We start from the raw sequence: 20,205 nt of genomic DNA on the forward strand, positions 1-20,205 counted from the left end.
GGCCCGAGCTCCGCGAGCCCCCGCCGTCGGACAGGCCCGTGCCCCCGCGGGAACGGGTCGCGCCCAGCCGGAACCGGCGGCCGGGCGAGGACGCCGGGCGTGCTTCGGGCCGCCGCCAGCCGCCACCGGGGACGCCGCGCCGTCCCGGGGGTCAGCGGTGAGCGGACCCTCGACCGGCCCGCTGAGCATCGTCCTGGCGGGTGGGGGGACCGGGGGACACATCGAGCCGATGCTCGCCCTCGCCGACGCCCTGCGCCGCCGGTCCGACGGGGGAGCGGAGCCGCGGATCACCTGCCTGGGGACGGCCCGGGGCATGGAGACCCGCATCGTGCCGGCCCGCGGCTACGACCTCCGGCTGATCCCCCCGGTGCCGCTCCCACGCAGGCCCACGCTCGACCTGCTCCGCGTGCCCGGGCGGGTGTGGCGCTCGGTCGCCGAGACCCGGGCCGTGCTCACCGAGCTCGACGCGGACGTCGTCGTCGGGTTCGGCGGCTACGTGGCGCTGCCCGCATATCTCGCCGCCCGCCGCGCGAAGGTGCCGATCGTGGTGCACGAGCAGAACGCGCTGCCGGGCCTCGCCAACCGCGTCGGGGCCCGGTTCGCCGCCCGGGTCGCGGTCACGGTGCCCGGCACTCCGCTGCGCAAGGGCGAGCACGTCGGCATGCCGCTGCGGACGGCGATCAGCTCGCTGGACCGTTCGGCCCGCCGCGCCGAGGCGCGCGCCACGTTCGGCCTGGACGCCGACCGGCCCACGCTGCTCGTCTTCGGCGGCTCGCAGGGAGCGGCCACGCTGAACCGCGCGGCGGTCGCCGCCGCGCACGCGCTCACCGCCGCCGGGGTGCAGGTGCTGCACGCGCGCGGACCCAAGAACACCGACGTGACGGTTGCGCCGCGCCCGGCGGGTAGTGCGCCCTACGTGGTCGTGGACTATCTGGAGCGCATGGACCTCGCCTACGCCGCCGCCGATCTCGCCCTGTGCCGGGCGGGCGCGGTGACCGTGGCCGAGCTGTCGGCCGTCGGGCTGCCCGCGGCGTTCGTCCCGTTGCCGATCGGCAACGGCGAGCAGCGCCGCAACGCCCTGCCCGTCATCGAGGCCGGCGGGGGGCTGCTGGTCGAGGACGCCGACGTCGACGCCGCGTGGATCGAGGCGCACCTGGTCCCGCTCCTGACCGACCCGTCGAAGCTCGCGGGCTACGCCGAGCACGCGGCGGCGGCCGGGGTCGCCGACGCCGACGAGCGGCTGGCCGACATCGTGCTGGCGGTGGCGCGGCGATGAGGACGCAGCGATGAGCGCCGACGACGTCGCTGCCTGGTCGGGCCCGGTGCCGGCACTGGCGGAGCTGGGCGCGGTGCACTTCGTGGGCATCGGCGGCGCCGGGATGAGCGGCATCGCCCGGATCCTGCTGGCCCGCGGCGTCGGTGTCTCCGGCAGCGACCGCCGCGACACCCCGACCCTCCTGGCGCTGCGGGCCCTGGGCGCACGGGTCGAGGTCGGGCACGACCCGGGCCACCTCGGCGACGCCGACACCGTCGTGGTGTCCACCGCCATCCGTGCCGACAACCCCGAGCTGGCAGCCGCCCGCGAGCGCGGCCTGCGGGTCCTGCCGCGCGCGGTGGCCCTGGCGGCCGTCATGGCGGGACGGCGCAGCGTCGCCGTGGCCGGGACGCACGGGAAGACCTCGACGACCTCGATGCTGACCGTGGCCGTCCAGGCCTGCGGGGTCGACCCGTCCTTCGCCATCGGCGGCGACCTCAACGAGTCGGGCAGCAACGCGCACGCCGGGGAGGGCGACATCTTCGTCGCCGAGGCCGACGAGAGCGACCGCTCCTTCCTCCTGCTCGCGCCCTTCGGCGCCATCGTCACCAACGTCGAGGCGGACCACCTCGACAACTACGGCGACCTGGCCGCGGTGGAGGCCGCCTTCGACCGGTTCCTCGGCACGCTCGACGCGAAGGGTTTCCTCGTCCTCTGCGCCGACGACCCAGGAGCCGCGCGGCTGCGCGGCGTGCCGACGCCCGCCCGGCTGCGCACCTACGGGCGGACCCCGGACGCCGACCTGCAGCTGACCGACCTCGAGGTCGTCCCCGCCGGCACGAGCTACACCGCGACCCTCGACGGTCAGGACCTCGGCCGGGTGCGGATCCAGCTGCCGGGTGAGCACATGGCCCTCAACAGCGCCGCGGCCCTGCTGGCCGGTCTCGAGCTCGGGCTGCCGGCCCAGGAGCTGATCGAGGGCCTGGCCCGCTTCGGCGGCGTGCACCGCCGGTTCGAGCTGAAGGGCGTCGTGGGCGGGGTCCGGGTCTACGACGACTACGCCCACCACCCGACCGAGGTCACCGCCCAGCTGAAGGCGGCCCGGGCGGTGGTCGGCAACGGCCGGCTCGTGGTCGCCTTCCAGCCGCACCTCTACAGCCGGACCCGCGAGTTCGCCGCAGGCTTCGGGGCGGCGCTCGGCCTGGCCGACGAGGTCGTGGTGATGGACGTCTACGGCGCCCGCGAGGACCCGGTGCCCGGCGTGACCGGGGCGCTCGTCGCCGACGTCGTGCCGTTGCCGCCCGGCCGGGTGCTGTTCGAGCCGTCCTGGTCGGCCGCGGCGCCGGCGCTCGCCGAGCGGGCCCGTCCGGGCGACCTCGTGCTCACCATGGGCGCCGGTGACGTGTCGATGGTGGGGCCGGAAGTGCTGGAAGCCCTCCGCGGAAGGGACGACCCCGCGGGCAGCGGACGCGAAGACCCCTCCCGGTGAACCGGACCGGAACGACCACCCGCGACCGCACCGGCCGGTCGAGGCGCTCGGCGGAGCGGCGTTCCCAGGCTGTGACGCCGCTGGCGAATCGGCGCCGGGTGCGGCGCCCCAGCCGGCGGCGCCGTCCTGTCCAGCTGGCAGTCGCGGCGCTCGCGCTGATCGTCGTCGTCTGGTTGCTCCTCGCCGGCCCGGTCCTTGGCGTGAACACCGTCCAGGTGGACGGCGTCACGACGCTGTCGGCCGACCAGGTGCGGGAGACGGCCGGTATCGAGGCGGGCACGCCGCTCGTGCGGGTCGACGTCGAGGCCGCCCGGGCGCGGATCGCCCGCCTGCCCTCGGTGGCCTCGGTCGAGGTCACCCGCGGGTGGCCGCACACCGTCGTCGTCACCGTGGTCGAGCGGGTGCCGATCGCCATCGTCGGTGAGCCCGGGCGCCGGTCCCTGGTGGACGCCGAGGGCGTCCTGTTCGACACGGTGACGGGGCAGCCCCCCGCCGGGGTGGTGCCGCTCGACGTCGCCGACCCGGGGCCCGGCGACCCGGCGACGATGGCCGCGCTGGCCGCGGTCGCGGCGCTGCCCGCCGACGTGCGGGGGCAGGTCGCGTCCGCAGCGGCGGGCACCGCCGAGGACATCTCGCTGACCCTCACCGACGGCACGCTGGTGCGCTGGGGCGGAGCGGAGGAGTCCGACCGGAAGGGTGCGGCTCTGGCCGCGCTGATCGAGCAGCTCGCGAACGGCGACCTCGAGCCCGCCGGGACGATCGACGTCAGCACGCCCGAGGCCGTCGTCCTCCGCTAGGAGAAGGGCCCCCTGCCCCCACCGCTCGCACGCTCGCGGCGGGACCCTGCAGCGGGCCGATCGCGGACCGTGTTCCCCTGCTTCCGCAGGCGTGCGGACTACCTCGAACACCGACACGCCCGCCCTTGCGACACGCCCGACACGCAACATCTCTTTTCCGGGTTCCCGACCCGACTGCACATCCGGGTCTGGACCCCGGCATGAGACGTTTACGAGGCGGGTCGTCACACCTAGTGGTGCTGATGTGACCACTGGGTCGTCAGAGGTTGGTGCGATCCGTCCCCACCGACACGCCGACCCCCTGAGGGTGTTTGTAGCGCCCTCCGCACCCACCTAACTTCGTCCAGGTCGAGCAAGTTGACATAACTGTAAGGCTGAACTTGAGGATGAGGGTCCAGTTGGGGAGCGCCGCATGACACCTCCGCACAACTATCTAGCGGTCATCAAGGTCGTCGGCATCGGCGGCGGCGGGGTGAACGCGGTCAATCGCATGATCGAAGTCGGCCTCAAGGGGGTCGAGTTCATCGCCATCAACACCGACGCCCAGGCGCTGCTGATGAGCGACGCCGATGTGAAGCTCGACGTCGGCCGTGAGCTGACGCGCGGGCTGGGCGCGGGCGCGCAGCCCGACGTCGGCCGGCAGGCCGCCGAGGACCACCGCGAGGAGATCGAGGAGGTCCTCAAGGGGGCCGACATGGTCTTCGTGACGGCCGGCGAGGGCGGCGGCACGGGCACCGGTGGTGCGCCGGTCGTGGCGTCCATCGCGCGCAAGCTCGGCGCCCTGACCATCGGCGTGGTCACGCGCCCGTTCGCCTTCGAGGGCAAGCGGCGCGCGGTCCAGGCCGAGTCGGGCATCGAGGAACTGCGCAACGAGTGCGACACGCTGATCGTGATCCCGAACGACCGGCTGCTGCAGCTGGGCGATCGCAACGTCAGCGTGATGGACGCCTTCCGCACCGCCGACCAGGTGCTGCTGTCCGGCGTCCAGGGCATCACCGACCTGATCACAACGCCCGGTCTGATCAACCTGGACTTCGCCGACGTCAAGTCGGTCATGTCCGGTGCGGGCTCGGCCCTGATGGGCATCGGCAGCGCCCGCGGCGACAACCGCGCGCTGCTGGCCGCCGAGCAGGCGATCGCCAGCCCGCTGCTGGAGGCATCGATGGAGGGTGCCCACGGCGTCCTGCTGTCGATCTCCGGTGGGTCGGACCTGGGCCTGTTCGAGATCAACGAGGCCGCCTCGCTGGTCTCCGACGCCGCGCACGCCGACGCCAACATCATCTTCGGCGCCGTCATCGACGACGCCCTGGGTGACGAGGTGCGGGTGACCGTGATCGCGGCCGGCTTCGACAGCGGCCGGCCCAGCACGCGCAAGGACGCCAGCTCGTCGGCGGTGCCGGGGGGTACGCCCTCGTCGGCGACGCCCGCCGGGCTCCCGCCGTACCGGCGCCCGATGACCGCCCCGGCGGTCCACCAGTCGGCGGGGGAGCGTCGGGTCGTCCCGCAGACCGGCACTCCGCAGCCGGCGTCGCAGGCCAACGGCGGCACGCCCGCCCAGGCCCCCGCGACGTCGCGTCCGGCGCAGGCACCGTCCGGGGGTGGCATCACCGTGCCCCCGCTGCCGCCGATCCCGGGCCCCGTCGCCGGGCGTCGTCCGCTGTCGAACGAGGACTTCGAGGAAGAGCTGGACATCCCGGAGTTCCTGAAGCAGTAGCTCGGGGACACTTCCTGCATGACGTCCACCCCGGCCGCTCCGCCGTCGCTCCGACCCCGCAGGGTCGTGACCGACCGGCGGGGCGGCCGGTCCCGTTCCCCGTACGACTCGTTCAACCTCGGGGACCACGTCGGCGACGACCCCGCCGACGTCGCGGCCAACCGCGCCCGGGTGGCGCGTGAGCTCGCAGTGCCCGAGGACCGGCTGGTCTGGATGAACCAGGTCCACGGCACGGGCGTCGCGGTCGTCACCGGGCCGCAGGACGGGCCGGTGCCCGCCACCGACGCGCTCGTCACCCCGACGCCGGGCCTCGTCCTGTGCGTCCTCGTGGCCGACTGCGTGCCCGTCCTGCTGGCCGACCACGAGACGGGGGTGGTCGCCGCGGTCCACGCCGGACGCGAAGGCGTGCGCCAGGGGGTCGTTCCGGCCGCCCTGTCGGCCATGGCGAGCCTGGGGGCCCGTGCCCGGCACGTGACCGCCCTCCTGGGGCCGGCCGTCTGCGGCGCCTGCTACGAGGTGCCGGAGCAGATGCAGGCCGACGTCGCCCGGGTGGCGCCGTCGGCAGCCGTTCCCACCCGGACGGGGACGCCGGGGCTGGACCTGCGCGCCGGCGTCGAGGAGATCCTCCGCAAGGCCGGTATCCCCGAGGTGGTCCAGGACCCGCGGTGCACCGTCGAGGACCGCAGCCTGTTCTCCCACCGGCGCGACGGGGTGACCGGCCGGCAGGCGGGACTGGTCTGGCTTGGCTGAGCAGGGTGGGCGCCGGCTCGAGGAGAACCTGCGGGCGGTGCGGGCGCGGATCGACGCCGCCGCGCGCGCGGCCGGCCGCGACCCGGGAACGGTCGCACTGCTCGCGGTGAGCAAGACCTGGCCGGCCGAGGACGTGCGTGCCCTGGCCGCCCTCGGCCAGCTCGACGTCGGTGAGAACCGGGCCCAGGAGCTGCTCGGCAAGGCGGCGGAGCTGGCCGACCTCCCGCTCCGGTGGCACTTCATCGGGCAGCTGCAGCGGAACAAGGCCGCGGCAGTGGCCCGGCTGGGGGCGGTCGTGCACTCGGTGGACCGCGCGTCCCTGGCCGGCGTGCTCGACCGCGCCGGACAGGAGGCCGGGCGGCCGGTCGAGGTCCTGCTCCAGGTCGACCTGGGCGGCGCCGGTGGGGGAGGAGCGGCGCGGGGTGGCGCCGATCCGGCCGCCGTCCCGGAACTCGCCGACCTGGTGGCCGGGTGCGCCGGTCTGCGGCTGCGCGGCCTCATGGCCGTCGCGCCGCTCGGCGAGGATCCCGGGCCGGCGTTCGCGCGGTTGGCCGACCTCGCCGCCCGCGTGCGGTCCGACCATCCCGAGGCCGTCGAGCTGTCGGCCGGCATGAGCGGGGACCTCGAGGCGGCGGTCTCGGCCGGTGCGACGGTCGTGCGTGTCGGAACCGCGTTGTTCGGGGATCGCCCCCTAGCCTCCGGGATGACCACACGAGTCACACCGGCAACAGAGGTCCCGGACACCACAGTCGGGTCTTGACGCCTGCGGCTCACGCGCGACGCTGAGGACGCCAGTAGAGGGGGAGGTCCGATGGCTGGAGCCATGCGGAGAATGGGTATCTACCTGGGGCTCGTCGAGGACGACGACCCCCGCGGATACGGCCGGTACGACTCCCGGCAGTCCGACCATGCCGAGTACGACCGGCGGTACGGCCGGTACGCAGACGACCACTACGACGGCGACTACGCCGCCGACGGGTACGTCGACGACGACCTCGAGGCCGAGGACGTGCCGGCCGTGCGCGAGCCCGAGCCGCTGCCGGTGCGCCGCGAGCGGGCCGCCCGCCCCATCGGTCTCGCGCCCGCCGGTGCGTCGGCCGGTGCCGGTGGCTCACGGATCAGCGCCTCGCGCATCGGTGACATGGGCAGCGGTCCCGTCGGCGCGACCGCTGCGAAGCTCGCCGTCCGGGAGCCGGTCGCGGCCGTGGTGGAGCCGGCCCCTGTGCCCGCGCCCCAGCCTTACCGGATCACCACGCTGCACCCGCGTACGTACAACGAGGCGCGGACGATCGGCGAGCGGTTCCGGGACGGAATGCCGGTGATCATGAACCTCACCGAGATGGACGACGCCGACGCGAAGCGTCTTGTGGACTTCGCTGCGGGTCTGTCGTTCGGTCTGCGCGGTAGTATCGAGCGCGTCACGGCGAAGGTCTTCCTGCTCAGCCCGCAGAACGTCGACGTGACGGCCGAGGACAAGGCGCGGATCCGCGAAGGCGGGTTCTTCAACCAGTCCTGAGGTCTGTCCGAGCCGCGTCGGGCGGGATGTTCCGCCCGACGTGAACAAGGCCCGTGAGGTGCCCCGAACGAACGAGGACTGTGGCTCTCTTCTTCCAGATCGTCTCGTCGGTGCTGCTCGTCTTCCTGGTCCTGCTCTTCGCTCGGTTCGTGGTCGACTGGGTGATGGTGCTGGCCCGTAGCTGGCGGCCCTCCGGGATCGTCGCGGCCGGGCTCGAGCTCGTCTACTCGACGACCGACCCGCCGCTGAAAGCGGTCCGCAAGGTCATCCCGCCCCTGAACCTGGGGTCCATCAGACTGGACCTCGGGTTTATGGTGCTGCTGATCGCCGTGTTGATCCTGCGTGGCATCACCGCCCAGTTGGCCGCCCAGTACTCGTGAACCCCTCGGGGTCACCAGTCGCGGGACGGATGTGCTCCGCACGACCGTCCCGGACCGTCTGATGATCCCGCCGTCCGTACACCCGAGGTGACCTGATGCCACTCACGCCTGCCGACGTCCACAACGTCGTCTTCAAGAAGCCGCCCATCGGCAAGCGGGGCTACGACGAGGACGAGGTCGACGCGTTCCTCGATGTCGTGGAGGCCGAGCTGGCCCGCCTGATCGAGGAGAACAACGAGCTCCGCTCCGGCAGCGCCCTCAGTGGCGCGCGCATGGAGAAGGCCCCGGCGCCAGCTCCCGCACCTGCACCGGTGGCCGCCCCGCCGCCGCCGGTGCAGCAGCCGCGCGAGGACGACAGCGCCCGCGCCTCGCGGATGCTCGCCCTGGCCACCGAGACGGCCGACCGCTACGTGAACGAGGCCAAGACGCAGGCCGAGCAGATGCTCACCGGCGCCAAGACCAACAGCGAGCGGCTGATGACCGAGGCCCGCACCAAGAGCGAGCAGATGGTCGCCGAGGCCAAGCACCGCGCCGACTCGATGGTCGGGGACGCGCGGACCCGCGCCGAGACCATGGAACGTGAGTCCCGCACCAAGGCCGCATCCCTGGAGCAGGACGCCGAGCGCCGGCACACCGAGGCGATGAGCGGCCTCGAGGAGAAGCGCACCAGCCTCGAGCGCAAGATCGAGGAGCTGCGGACCTTCGAGCGCGAGTACCGCACCCGCCTGCGGTCCTACCTCGAGTCGCACCTGCGCGACCTCGACAGCCGCGGCTCCGCCGAGCCCGCGACGAACGCCCGGCAGAACCAGCACGCCCCCGCGTAGCACAGCGTCGCTGAACAGGGCCCCCGGAGATCTTCCGGGGGCCCTGTCGCGTTCTCGACAGGCCGATGCCGGGCCTGCGAGGTGTGGGGATCAGCGGGTCCTTCTAGAGTCGCTGCGTGATCTTGGCTGCCGGACTGCTGGTGCTCCTGGGCCTCGGACTCTTCGTCGCGGGGATCCTGACCGGGGTGACGGTCCTCTACTGGGGCTGCGTCGCCGCGTGCGTGGTGGCCGCCGTCCTGCTGATCGCGGTGCGGCGGCAGATCCACCGCCAGGCGACCGCGGGATCCGACGAGCCGGCCGAGCCCGCCGCGTCGACGACGAGCTCCCCGGAGGCCGCGACGTCCGGGACGGCGCCCGCCGGCGCCACCGCAGCCGGCGCCACCGCCGTCGGTGCGGGGCCGGCCGCCGACGAGGCACCGGCGGGTCGCGGGACGGCGGACGAGTCCGCCGCCGATCCGGCCGAGGAGCTGCCCGACCCGGAGGTCGAGGAGGTCGAGGTCACCGACCTGCTGATCATCGTCGACCTGAAGGACGAGGTCCTGGTCGTCGACGAGCACCCGCGCTACCACCTCGCCGGGTGCCGATGGATCAAAGGCCGGGGGACGATCCCGCTGCCGCTCGACGAGGCCCGCACGGACGGCTTCACCCCGTGCGCGGTCTGCGAGCCCGACCGCAACCTCGCCGACCGGGCTCGCGCCCGCAAGCACCCCGCCGAGAGCTAGACGGTCAGCCGGCGGCGCGGGTCAGCCAGAAGCGCGAGCCGTCGGGGCCCTCCAGGCCCGGCCCGTCTCCGGCCGTGCGGGCGTGCACCGAGGTGGCCAGGACCTCGCCGGCCCACTGGTCGGCGTGCTCCTCCAGCGCCTCGGCCAGCGCCCGGTCGCCGGTCCACCACAGCTCGATGCGGTCGCTGACCTCCAGCCCGCTGTTCTTGCGCGCCTCCTGGAGCAGCCGGACGACCTCGCGCACGAGTCCGACCCGCTCCAGCTCCGGGGTCAGCGTGAGGTCCAGGGCGACGGTCAGTCCGCTCCCGCTCGCCACCGTCCAGCCCTCGCGCGGGGTCTCGGTGACGATCAGGTCGCCGTCCTCGAGGGGCACCGGGATGCCCTCGACGTCCACGGTGGCGGTGCCTGCTCGGTAGGCGGCGGTGAGCTCGACCGGGTCGGCGGCCGCCACGGCCTTCGCCACCGCCTGCACCTGCTTGCCCATGCGTCGTCCGACCGCCCGGAAGTCGATCTTCAGGCTGACGTCGACCAGCCCGCCCCCGACCGCGCCGGAGAGCTCGACGAGGTCGATCACGTTCAGCTCGTCGGCGACCTCGGCGACCAGGTCGCGGGGGAGCGTCGCCCAGCCGGCGGCGGCGACGAGCGCGCGCGCCAGCGGCTGACGGGTGCGGACCTTCGCCGAGGTGCGCGCCGAGCGGCCGAGCTCCACCAGGCGGCGGACCAGGTCCATCTGGGCCACCAGGGCGTCGTCCCGGGCGTCCTGGTCGACCTCGGGCCACGACGTGAGGTGCACGGAGTCGGCGGCGTCCGGGAGGCCGGGGGCGACCGCGCGGGTCCACACCTCCTCGGTGACGAACGGCGTGAACGGCGCCATGAGCCGGGTGAGGCCGTCGAGCACCTCGTGCAGGGTGGCCAGCGCGGCGGGGTCGCCGTCCCAGAAGCGCCGGCGGGACCGGCGCACGTACCAGTTGGACAGGTCGTCGACGAACTCTGCGATCAGCCGCCCGGCCGTCTGGGTGTCGAAGTCCTCCAGCGCCGCCGTCACCCCGTCGGTGACCGCGGCGAGCTCGGCCAGCGCCCAGCGGTCCAGGAGCGGGCGGTCCGCCCGCGCGGGGGCCGGGGTGGCGGTGTCCCCGCCCCGCCCACCCCAGCCGTTGGCCTCCGCGTAGAGGGTGAAGAAGCTCGCGGTGTTCCAGTAGGTGAGCAGCACCTTCCGGACGACCTCGGACAGCGTCTCGTGGCCGACCCGGCGGGCCGACCAGGGCGAGCCGCCGGCGAGCATGAACCAGCGGACGGCGTCGGCGCCGTGCCGGTCCATCAGCGGGATGGGCTCGAGGATGTTGCCGAGGTGCTTGCTCATCTTCCGGCCGTCCTCGGCGAGGATGTGGCCCAGGACCAGCACGTTCTCGTAGGAGCTCTGCTCGAATACGAGCGTGCCGATCGCCATCAGCGTGTAGAACCAGCCGCGGGTCTGGTCGATCGCCTCGCAGATGAACTGGGCGGGGTACGCCGCCTCGAACTCCGCCTTGTTCCGGTGCGGGGCGCCCCACTGGGCGAACGGCATCGAGCCGGAGTCGTACCAGGCGTCGATGACCTGGCGCACGCGTCGGAAGGTGCCCTCCTCGCCGGGCAGCGTGAAGGTGATGTCGTCGATGAACGGCCGGTGCGGATCGAGGTCGGCGAGGTCGCGGCCGGTCAGCTCGGACAGCTCCGCCAGCGACCCGACGGCGACCAGCCGGCCCGGGTCAGCGTCGTTGCGCCAGATCGGCAGGGGCGTGCCCCAGTACCGGTCGCGCGACAGCGCCCAGTCGACGTTGTTGTTGAGCCAGTCGCCGTAGCGGCCCGTCTTGATGTTCTCCGGGTACCAGTTCGTCTTCTCGTTCTCCTCGAGGAGCTGGTCCTTGATCTCCGACGTCCGGATGTACCAGGACGGCTGCGCGTAGTACATCAGCGGCGTGTGGCAGCGCCAGCAGTGCGGATAGCTGTGCTCGTAGCGCAGCTCCCGGTACAGGACCCCGCGGTTCTGCAGGTCCTGGACGAGGGCGGCGTCCGCGGCCTTGAAGAAGTGCCCGCCGACCAGGGGGACGTCGGGCAGGAAGTGCCCGCTGGCATCGACGGGGTTGACCACCGGCAGGCCGTAGCGACGGCACACCGCGAGGTCGTCGGCGCCGAAGGCCGGTGACTGGTGCACCAGCCCGGTGCCGTCCTCGGTGGTCACGTAGTCGGCGAGGACGACGAAGTGCGCGCCCTGCTCGGGCAGATCGGCCTCGGGGAAGGGAACCAGCTCGAAGGGCCGCTGGTAGTGCACGAACTCCCAGTCTCGGCCCTGCGTGCGGGCGAGGGTCTCGGCCTCCTCGCCCAGCACCGCGGTCACCAGGGGCTCCGCGACGACGAAGGTGCCGGCCTCCGTGCGGGCGACGACGTAGGTGACGTCCGGGTGCATCGCGACGGCGGTGTTGGACGGCAGCGTCCACGGCGTCGTCGTCCAGATGAGCAGGTCGGCCTTGCCGGCCCACTCGCCGCTGGTGACCGGCAGCCGCACGTACACGGAGGGGTCGGTGAGGGTCTCGTAGCCCTGGGCGACCTCGTGGTCGGACAGGCCGGTGCCGCAGCGCGGGCAGTAGGGGGCGACGCGGTGGTCCTCGACCAGGAGGCCCTTGTCGAAGATCTGCTTGAGCGACCACCAGACGCTCTCGATGTACTCCGGGTTCATCGTCCAGTAGGCCGTGGACATGTCGACCCAGTAGCCCATCCGGCGGGTCAGCTCGGCGAAGGAGTCCACGTGCCGCTCGACGGACTCGCGGCAGCGGGCGTTGAACTCGGCGATGCCGTAGCGCTCGATGTCGGGCTTGCCGGCGAACCCGAGCTCCTGCTCCACGGCGATCTCGACCGGCAGGCCGTGGCAGTCCCAGCCGGCGCGGCGGGGCACGTGCCAGCCCTGCATCGTCTTGAAGCGAGGGAAGACGTCCTTGAAGGCGCGCGCCTCGATGTGGTGCGTGCCCGGGCGGCCGTTGGCCGTCGGGGGGCCCTCGTAGAACACCCACTGCGGTTTGCCGGCCGAACCCTCCAGGCTGCGGGCGAAGACCTTGTCGGCCTCCCAGCGCCGCAGGATCTGCTGCTCCAGGGCGGGCAGGTCGACCTGAGGGGGGAGCGCGGCGAACGGACCGGCGGGGCTGGGAGCACTCACGGCGTCCATTCTCCCCGACCGGCCAAACGGATTCGCGCTCCCGTCCGGCGCGGGCTCGCCGTGACGGCCCGGACACAGCGGTACGGAAGACTGCGCCGCATGGGGAGCGGTGACCGGTGAACACCGAGGTCATCGTCGCCCTGGCCGTCGGGGCGGTCATCGTGCTGGTCGCCGCGGTCGCGCTCCGCCTGGCCGACCGGGTCGGCCTGCCCAGCCTGCTGCTGTACCTCGCCCTCGGGGTGGCACTGGGGGAGGGCGGCCTCGGTGTGCAGTTCGAGGACTACTCGCTCACCCAGACCCTCGGCGTCGCCGCACTGGTCGTGATCCTCGCGGAGGGTGGTCTGACCACCCGGTGGGGCGACGTCCGGCGCGCCATCGGCCCGGGGCTTAGCCTGGCCACGATCGGCGTCGCGGTCAGTGTCGTGGTCACCGCCGCGGTCGGTGTCTGGTTGCTGGGGTTCTCGTGGGGCTACGCGCTGCTCCTCGGGGCGGTCATCAGCTCCACCGACGCGGCCGCGGTCTTCGCCACCCTGCGCCGGCTGCCGCTGCCACGGCGCATGGCCGCGGCCCTGGAGGCCGAGAGCGGACTGAACGACGCGCCGGTCATCCTGCTCGTCGCGGTGCTCGCCGACAGCCTCACCGGCGGTGAGACCTCCGCCTGGTGGCTCACCGGGGTGGTGATCGTCGGCGAGCTGCTGGGCGGATCGGTCATCGGGCTGGCGATCGGCGTCGGCGGGGTGCAGCTGCTGCGCCGCTCGGCACTGCCGCTGTCGGGCTTCTACCCGCTGGCCACGCTCGCCCTCTGCGTCCTGGCCTTCTCCTCGGCCTCGCTGCTGCACACCTCGGGCTTCGTGGCGGTCTACCTCTGCGGCCTGGTCCTCGGCAACGCGTCGCTGCCGCACCGGGCGGCCAGCATCGGCTTCGCCGAGGGGATGGCCTCCCTCGCCCAGATCGGGCTCTTCGTGCTGCTCGGGCTGCTGGTGTCCCCGGACCGCCTGGTGGGCGCGCTCGGCCCGGCGCTGCTCATCGGCGGGGCTCTGCTGCTGGTGGCCCGGCCGCTCTCGGTGCTGGCCAGCCTCGTCTGGTTCCGCATGCCGTGGAGCCAGCAGCTCTTCATCTCCTGGGCCGGGCTCCGCGGCGCCGTCCCCATCGTGCTGGCCACCTTCCCGCTGACCGCGCAGGTGCCCGGCGCCACCTTCATCTTCGACACCGTGTTCGTGCTGGTCGTCGTGTTCACCCTCGTCCAGGGCTGGTCGCTGCCGGTCGTCGCCCGCCGGCTGGGCATCGCCACGCCGCTGACCCCGCGCGACGTCGTCGTCGAGTCCGCTCCGCTCGACGAGCTCGACGCCGACCTGGTCCAGATGACGGTGCCGGCGGGTTCCCGGCTGCACGGCGTCTACCTGCCGGAGCTGCGGCTGCCCGAGGACGCCGCCGTCGTCCTGATCGTGCGGGGCGGGCGCTCCTTCGTGCCCGACCGCACCACCCGCCTGATGCGCGGGGACCAGGCGCTGCTGGTGTCGGCCCGCCGGTCGCGGGCGGAGGCCGAGCGGCGACTGCGGGCGGTCAGCCGGGCCGGCCGGCTGGCCAGCTGGCGGGGCGAGCGGGGCGCGCCGACCGAGATCGACTGAAGACCGGCGGTCGGGTCGGCACTCTGGCATCGTGGATGCGACGCCGCCGTCGACGGGGGGAGCGCGCCCATGCGGTTCCTCTTCCGGCCTCCGGCCGCCGACGCGACGGGGCTGTTGAGCCTGCCCTGGGACCAGCCGCTCGCCGACTGGGACCCCGCCCTGCTGATGGAGGTCCCGCAGCGCGGCATCTCCCGGCACGTCGTCCGCTTCGTCGCCAACGGCGGGAACGTCTACGCCCTGAAGGAGATCAACGAGCGGCTCGCGCGGCACGAGTACGCGCTGCTCGGCGACTTCGAGGAGGAAGGCCTGCCGACGGTCTCGGTCCTCGGCATCTGCGTGGACCGGACGGACGACCAGGAGGCGATCCTGGTCACGCGCTACCTCGAGTACTCGATGTCCTACCGCTGGCTGTTCTCCAGCCCGCGCGGGGAGCACTCTGCGGAGAAGCTGCTCGACACCCTCGTCGAGCTCCTCGTGCGGCTGCACCTGGCCGGCGTGTTCTGGGGTGACTGCTCCCTGTCCAACACCCTGTTCCGCCCCGACGCCGGAGCCCTGACCGCGTACCTGGTCGACGCCGAGACCGTCGAGCGGTACCCGACGCTGTCACCGGGCCAGCGGGCCTACGACGTCGACCTGGCGCGCGAGCGGATGGGCGCGGAGCTGCTGGACCTGCGGTTCGGCGGGCTGCTCCCCGGGGACATCGACCCGATCGACACCGCCGACAGCCTCGCGCCGCGCTACGAGGCGCTGTGGGAGGAGGTGACCCACGAGCAGGTCTTCGGTGTCGAGGAGCAGCAATTCCGGATGGCCGAACGCCTCCAGCGGCTCAACGACCTGGGGTTCGACGTCGACGAGGTCGAGTTGATCACCTCGACGGACGGCGCCCGGCTGAAGGTGCACACGCGCGTCGCCGAGCCAGGCCAGCACCGGCGCGAGCTGTTCCGGCTGACCGGGCTGGAGGTGCAGGAGCGGCAGGCCCGGCGGCTGCTCAACGACATCCGGGCGTTCAAGGCCTGGCTGGAGCAGAAGACCGGCGGCTCCGCGTCGGACAGCGTCGCCGCCCATCGCTGGCTCAGCGAGGTCTACCAGCCGGTCGTGGACGCGATCCCGCCGGACCTGGCCGGCCGGCTGGCGCCGGCCGAGGTCTTCCACGAGGTCCTGGAGCACCGCTGGTTCCTCTCCGAGCAGGCGAAACGCGACGTCGGGACGGCGGAGGCGACGGAGTCCTACCTCGCGACGGTGCTGCCGAAGACGCCCAAGGAGGTCACCACCCCCTCGGTGATCGCCGGGCTCGTGGGCGACGACTGACACCTCCGGAAAAGGCGGCGCAGGTCTCGGACCGATGCCGATTTTGGACCCCGGACCGGTTCGAATTGACACCCCCTGTGACCTGCACCACTCTCCGGTGACAGTGGTGACCCCCAGTCCCCGGGCACGCCAACGGAGGCGATGACTGATGCCGAACGCAGACGGCTACGTGCGAACCGGACGCGGGTCGCCCCCGGTCCGGACGCCCACGCCGAGGTCCCGTCGACGAGGGGTCGCGAGCGCCGCGGCGCTGCTGGTCACCGCCGGCACCCTGGCCGCCTGCGGCAGTGACGACGGCGGCGCGTCGTCGCTCACCTGGTACACGAACCCGGACGCCGGGGGGCAAGCGGAGATCGCCAGCCGGTGCACGGAGGAGGCAGGCGGGGCGTACACGATCTCGACGTCGGTCCTGCCCCGCGAGTCCTCCCAGCAGCGCGAGCAGCTCGTCCGCCGCCTCGCCGCGGAGGACTCCTCGATCGACATCATCAGCCTCGACCCGCCCTACATCCCCGAGTTCGCCGAGGCCGGGTTCCTCGCGCCGGTCCCGGATGACGTCGCCGAGCGGGTCACCCAGGACGTCGTCCAGAGCGCCATCGACGGGTCGACGTGGAACGACCAGCTCGTCGCCGTCCCGTTCTGGGCCAACACCCAACTGCTCTGGTACAAGAAATCCGTCGCCGAGGCGGCCGGGCTCGACATGGAGGAGCCGGTCACCTGGGAACAGCTGGTGCAGGCCGCGGAGGACCAGGACACCCAGATCGCCGCACAGGGCATCCGTGCCGAGGCGCTGACGGTCTGGGTCAACGCCCTCATCGAGTCCGCCGGCGGCCACATCATCGAGGAGACCGCAGACGACCCGGCGGACATCAAGCTGGGCCTGGAGTCCGACGCCGCGTCGGCTGCCGCCGAGGTCATGAAGAGCGTCAGCAGCGTCGGCGGACCGGCGTTCACCACCGCGGGTGAGGACGCCAACGTCACCGACTTCGAGGAGGGCGACGCCAGCTTCATGGTCAACTGGCCGTTCGTCTGGGGCCGGGCCCTCGGCGCGGTCGAGGCCGGCACGCTCGACGCAAGCGTCCCCGACGACTACGGCTGGGCGCAGTACCCACGGGTCCTCGAGGACGAGGAGAGCCGACCGCCCTACGGAGGCATCAACCTCGTCGTCGGTGCGTACAGCGAGAACGTCGAGGCGGCGTACGCGGCCGCCGAGTGCATCGCGTCCCCGGAGAACCAGGCCTATTACTTCATCAGCAACGGCAACCCGGCGTCCAACTCCACCGTCTACGACGACCCCGAGGTGATCGACGTCTTCCCGCAGGCGCCGGTCATCCTGGAGTCCCTGGAGAACGCGGCCCCGCGGCCGCTGACCGTCTACTACAGCGAGGTCTCCGGTGCGCTGCAGCGCATCTACCACCCGGCGACCGCCGTCGACCCCGAGACGGGTCCGCGGGCGAGCGAGCTGATCAGCTCCGTCCTGGCAGGAGAGCAGCTGCTGTGAGTACCACGACGCTTCCCCCCACCAAGAAGACCGAGCCGGTATCCGCGCCGCGCGGCGGGCTCAGCGACAGGTCGAAGGCCGAACGGAGGCTGGGCTGGCGACTCGCCGGTCCGGCATTCGTGGTGATGCTCGCGGTCACCGCCTACCCGATCCTGCAGGCGGTCTACGAGTCCCTGTTCTCCTACCGGCTCACCGACCCGGACAACCGCTCGTTCACCGGGCTGTCGAACTACTGGGTGATCCTGACCGACTCGCTGTGGTGGGAATCCATCGCCGTGACGGTCTTCATCACGGTCGTGACCGTGTCGGTCGAGCTGGTCCTCGGGTTCGGGCTGGCCATGGTCATGGCCAAGGCGCTCAAGTCGATCCGGCCGGTCGTGCGGGCGGCGATCCTGATCCCCTACGCGGTGATCACGGTCGTGTCGGCGTTCGCCTGGCAGTTCGCCTTCGACATCAACACCGGCTTCGTGAACTCGTGGTTCGCCTGGCTGCCCGGCGTCTCGGCCGACACCGACTGGTTCGGTGACAAGTGGCTGTCGCTCCTGGTGATCTGCCTGGCCGAGATCTGGAAGACCACGCCGTTCATCTCGCTCCTGCTGCTCGCCGGCCTCGCCCAGGTGCCCGACGTGCTGCAGGAGGCGGCGCAGGTCGACGGCGCCACCTGGTGGCAGCGCCTGTGGCGCGTGACCATCCCGAACATGAAGGCGGCGATCATGGTCGCCCTGCTGTTCCGCAGCCTGGACGCGTTCCGGGTCTTCGACAGCATCTTCATCATGACCGGGGGCGCGAACGGGACCGAGTCGGTGTCGTTCCTCGCCTATCGACAAACAATCGCGCGGCTCGAGATCGGGCTGGGCTCGGCGGTCTCGGTCCTGCTCTTCATCGCGGTCGTGCTGATCGCCGTCGGCTTCATCAAGGGCTTCAAGGTCGACCTGTCCCAGGCGCGGGGGGAGTAGCAGATGTCCACGAAGAAGAAGACCTGGTGGATCGTCGGCGGGATCATCATCGTGATCTACGCGCTGTTCCCGATCGCGTGGATCGTGTCGATCTCCCTGAAGGCGCCGGCGGACATCGCCAACGGCCAGTTCATGCCGACGAAGGTGACCGGGGAGAACTACTCCACGATCCTCACCGGCAGTGCCAGCGACCTGTTCCTGCCGGCGTTGCGGAACTCCTTCGGCATCTGCCTCATTGCGACGGCGATCTCCTGCCTGCTGGCGATGTTCGCGGCCTACGCGATCGCCCGGCTGGACTTCCCCGGCAAGAAGGTGATCCTGTCGACCGCGCTGGCCGTGGCGATCTTTCCGGTGATCTCGATCGTCACGCCGCTGTTCAACGTGTGGCGGCAGATCGGCCTCTACGACACCTGGCTCGGGCTGATCATCCCGTACCTGTCGCTCACCCTGCCGATCTCCATCTGGACCATGTCGGCGTTCTTCCGGGAGATCCCGTGGGAGATGGAGCAGGCCGCGCAGGTCGACGGCGCGACGACCTGGCAGGCGTTCCGCAAGGTGATCGTCCCGCTCGCGGCCCCCGGGGTCTTCACGACGGCGATCATCGCCTTCTTCATCGCCTGGAACGACTTCGTCTACGGCATCGTCCTGACCTCCACCGAGGCCGCGCGGCCGGTGCCGGCGGCGCTCGGTCTGTTCAGCGGTGCCTCGCAGTTCGAGGACCCGACCGGTGCGATCGCCGCGGCGGCCGTGATCGTCACGATCCCCGTGGTGATCCTCGTGCTGCTCTTCCAGCGGCGGATCGTCGCCGGCCTGACCAACGGAGCGGTCAAGGGATGACCGCCACCCAGCTCCGGACTTGCACTTCACCGACCCACCGAGGGGACGAGGACTGATGGCCTCCATCGAGATGAAGAACATCGTCAAGCAGTACGGCGACGGGTTCCCGGCCGTGAACGACGTCAGCCTGGACATCGCCGACGGCGAGTTCATGATCCTGGTCGGCCCGTCGGGCTGCGGGAAGTCGACGCTGCTCCGGATGATCGTCGGGCTGGAGGACATCACCAGCGGCGACATGATCATCGGCGGCAAGCGGGTGAACGACCTGGCGCCGCGCGACCGCAACCTCTCCATGGTCTTCCAGAACTACGCGCTGTACCCGCACATGACCGTCTTCGAGAACATCGCCTTCCCCCTGCGGCTGTCCAAGACGCCGGACGACGAGGTGCGCCGTCGCGTCAACGAGGCGTCCGACGTCCTCGAGCTCAAGGAGCACCTCGAGCGCAAGCCGGCCAACCTTTCCGGTGGCCAGCGCCAGCGAGTGGCCATGGGGCGGGCGATCGTGCGGCAGGCGGAGGCGTTCCTCTTCGACGAGCCGCTGTCCAACCTCGACGCGAAGCTGCGCGGACAGATGCGGACGGAGATCTCCCGGCTGCAGCGGCGCCTGGGCATCACCACCGTGTACGTCACCCACGACCAGACGGAGGCCATGACGCTGGGCGACCGGGTCTGCGTCCTGCGGAAGGGCAAGATCCAGCAGGTCGCCTCGCCGCGTGAGCTCTACGAGCAGCCGGTCAACCTGTTCGTGGCCGGGTTCATCGGTTCGCCGCCGATGAACTTCCTGCCGGCCACGCCCAAGGGCAACGGGCTGGAGACGCCGTTCGGGACGATCCAGCTGGACGAGAAGCGGATGGCCCAGGTGAAGGGCCGGGACCTGGTCCTGGTCGGAATCCGCCCCGAGTACTTCGACGACGCCTCCCTCGTCGACGAGACCAAGCGCCCGGTGGGCTCCACCTTCCGGGCACGGGTCGACGTCACCGAATGGCTCGGCGACTCGCAGTTCGCCTACATCCCCTACGAGGCGCCCGAGGCGGTCACCGCCCAGTTGCGCGAGCTCGCCCGCGAGCTCGACTCCGAGGAGCTGCGCACCCAGGCGATCGTCTCGATCGACTCGACCAGCCGGATCCGGGAGGGCCAGGAGGCGGAGTTCTGGCTCGACAGCCGGAAGATCCACGTCTTCGACCCGCAGTCGGGGGACAACCTGACCCGGGACGCCGAGGCCGGTGCCGAGCTCACCCGGCTGGCGACGCAGGACCGCGTGGAGCAGGTGGAGGAGTCCAAGGCCCGCCAGGGCGGTGCCACCTCGGTCGGCGCCGCCTGAACCCCCCGCCCGGGGCGGCCGCC

General features: G+C 72.2%; 17 protein-coding genes. 16 read left to right on the forward strand and 1 reads right to left on the reverse strand.

Annotation, left to right across the window (positions count from 1 at the left end):
* Positions 1–157: 157 nt before the first annotated feature.
* The 10 genes from murG (at position 158) to E4P38_RS12920 (ending at position 9,447) form a co-directional block, all read left to right on the forward strand.
* Complete coding sequence (gene murG, locus E4P38_RS12875) at positions 158–1,276, forward strand: undecaprenyldiphospho-muramoylpentapeptide beta-N-acetylglucosaminyltransferase (protein WP_245160994.1); 1,119 nt, start codon at positions 158–160, stop codon at positions 1,274–1,276.
* A gap of 10 nt (positions 1,277–1,286) precedes the next feature.
* Positions 1,287–2,744 carry a UDP-N-acetylmuramate--L-alanine ligase gene (gene murC / locus E4P38_RS12880; protein WP_135132218.1) on the forward strand — a complete coding sequence of 486 codons (1,458 nt, stop codon included), beginning with the start codon at positions 1,287–1,289 and terminating at the stop codon, positions 2,742–2,744.
* Between the two features lie 98 nt (positions 2,745–2,842).
* Positions 2,843–3,541, forward strand: a complete 699-nt coding sequence (locus E4P38_RS12885; RefSeq protein ID WP_245160995.1) for an FtsQ-type POTRA domain-containing protein — start codon at positions 2,843–2,845, stop codon at positions 3,539–3,541.
* Positions 3,542–3,953: 412 nt separating this feature from the next.
* Entirely contained in the window at positions 3,954–5,255 is a 1,302-nt protein-coding gene (ftsZ, locus tag E4P38_RS12890; RefSeq protein WP_135132220.1) for a cell division protein FtsZ, read from the forward strand.
* A gap of 18 nt (positions 5,256–5,273) precedes the next feature.
* Entirely contained in the window at positions 5,274–6,005 is a 732-nt protein-coding gene (pgeF, locus tag E4P38_RS12895; protein ID WP_135132221.1) for a peptidoglycan editing factor PgeF, read from the forward strand.
* A complete protein-coding gene (locus E4P38_RS12900) occupies positions 5,998–6,765 on the forward strand; it encodes a YggS family pyridoxal phosphate-dependent enzyme (RefSeq protein ID WP_135132222.1) in 768 nt (255 codons plus the stop codon). Before pgeF ends, E4P38_RS12900 begins: the two co-directional genes overlap by 8 nt.
* 72 nt (positions 6,766–6,837) lie before the next feature.
* Positions 6,838–7,521 carry a cell division protein SepF gene (gene sepF, locus E4P38_RS23870; RefSeq protein ID WP_280791079.1) on the forward strand — a complete coding sequence of 228 codons (684 nt, stop codon included), beginning with the start codon at positions 6,838–6,840 and terminating at the stop codon, positions 7,519–7,521.
* An 80-nt stretch (positions 7,522–7,601) separates the two neighbouring features.
* On the forward strand, positions 7,602–7,901 hold the full coding sequence (locus E4P38_RS12910) for a YggT family protein (protein WP_135132224.1): 300 nt from the start codon (positions 7,602–7,604) through the stop codon (positions 7,899–7,901).
* Positions 7,902–7,996: 95 nt separating this feature from the next.
* The gene (locus E4P38_RS12915; RefSeq protein WP_135132225.1) at positions 7,997–8,725 is read left to right on the forward strand and encodes a DivIVA domain-containing protein; all 729 of its coding nucleotides are present in this window, start codon (positions 7,997–7,999) and stop codon (positions 8,723–8,725) included.
* A gap of 116 nt (positions 8,726–8,841) precedes the next feature.
* Complete coding sequence (locus tag E4P38_RS12920) at positions 8,842–9,447, forward strand: hypothetical protein (protein ID WP_135132226.1); 606 nt, start codon at positions 8,842–8,844, stop codon at positions 9,445–9,447.
* Between the two features lie 4 nt (positions 9,448–9,451).
* On the opposite strand, the gene ileS is transcribed toward E4P38_RS12920, so the two are convergent.
* Complete coding sequence (gene ileS / locus E4P38_RS12925; protein ID WP_245160996.1) at positions 9,452–12,634, reverse strand: isoleucine--tRNA ligase; 3,183 nt, start codon at positions 12,632–12,634, stop codon at positions 9,452–9,454.
* 116 nt (positions 12,635–12,750) lie between these two features.
* Here ileS and E4P38_RS12930 point away from each other — a divergent pair, with 116 nt between their 5' ends.
* From E4P38_RS12930 to ugpC, 6 genes are all read left to right on the forward strand, one after another.
* Positions 12,751–14,262 carry a potassium/proton antiporter gene (locus E4P38_RS12930; RefSeq protein WP_135132228.1) on the forward strand — a complete coding sequence of 504 codons (1,512 nt, stop codon included), beginning with the start codon at positions 12,751–12,753 and terminating at the stop codon, positions 14,260–14,262.
* 69 nt (positions 14,263–14,331) lie between these two features.
* On the forward strand, positions 14,332–15,570 hold the full coding sequence (locus E4P38_RS12935) for a DUF4032 domain-containing protein (RefSeq protein WP_135132229.1): 1,239 nt from the start codon (positions 14,332–14,334) through the stop codon (positions 15,568–15,570).
* Between the two features lie 148 nt (positions 15,571–15,718).
* Entirely contained in the window at positions 15,719–17,068 is a 1,350-nt protein-coding gene (locus E4P38_RS12940) for an extracellular solute-binding protein (RefSeq protein WP_135132230.1), read from the forward strand.
* Positions 17,065–18,024 (forward strand): sugar ABC transporter permease, encoded by a 960-nt coding sequence (locus tag E4P38_RS12945; RefSeq protein ID WP_135132231.1) that lies wholly within the window; start codon positions 17,065–17,067, stop codon positions 18,022–18,024. The genes E4P38_RS12940 and E4P38_RS12945 overlap by 4 nt, the downstream gene beginning before the upstream one ends.
* A 3-nt stretch (positions 18,025–18,027) precedes the next feature.
* On the forward strand, positions 18,028–18,861 hold the full coding sequence (locus tag E4P38_RS12950; RefSeq protein ID WP_135132232.1) for a carbohydrate ABC transporter permease: 834 nt from the start codon (positions 18,028–18,030) through the stop codon (positions 18,859–18,861).
* Between the two features lie 55 nt (positions 18,862–18,916).
* On the forward strand, positions 18,917–20,182 hold the full coding sequence (gene ugpC / locus E4P38_RS12955; RefSeq protein WP_135132233.1) for a sn-glycerol-3-phosphate ABC transporter ATP-binding protein UgpC: 1,266 nt from the start codon (positions 18,917–18,919) through the stop codon (positions 20,180–20,182).
* Positions 20,183–20,205: the final 23 nt, after the last annotated feature.

Origin of the sequence: Blastococcus sp. CT_GayMR16 (assembly GCF_004570875.1) — a bacterium.
In the GTDB taxonomy this organism is placed as follows: domain Bacteria; phylum Actinomycetota; class Actinomycetes; order Mycobacteriales; family Geodermatophilaceae; genus Blastococcus_B.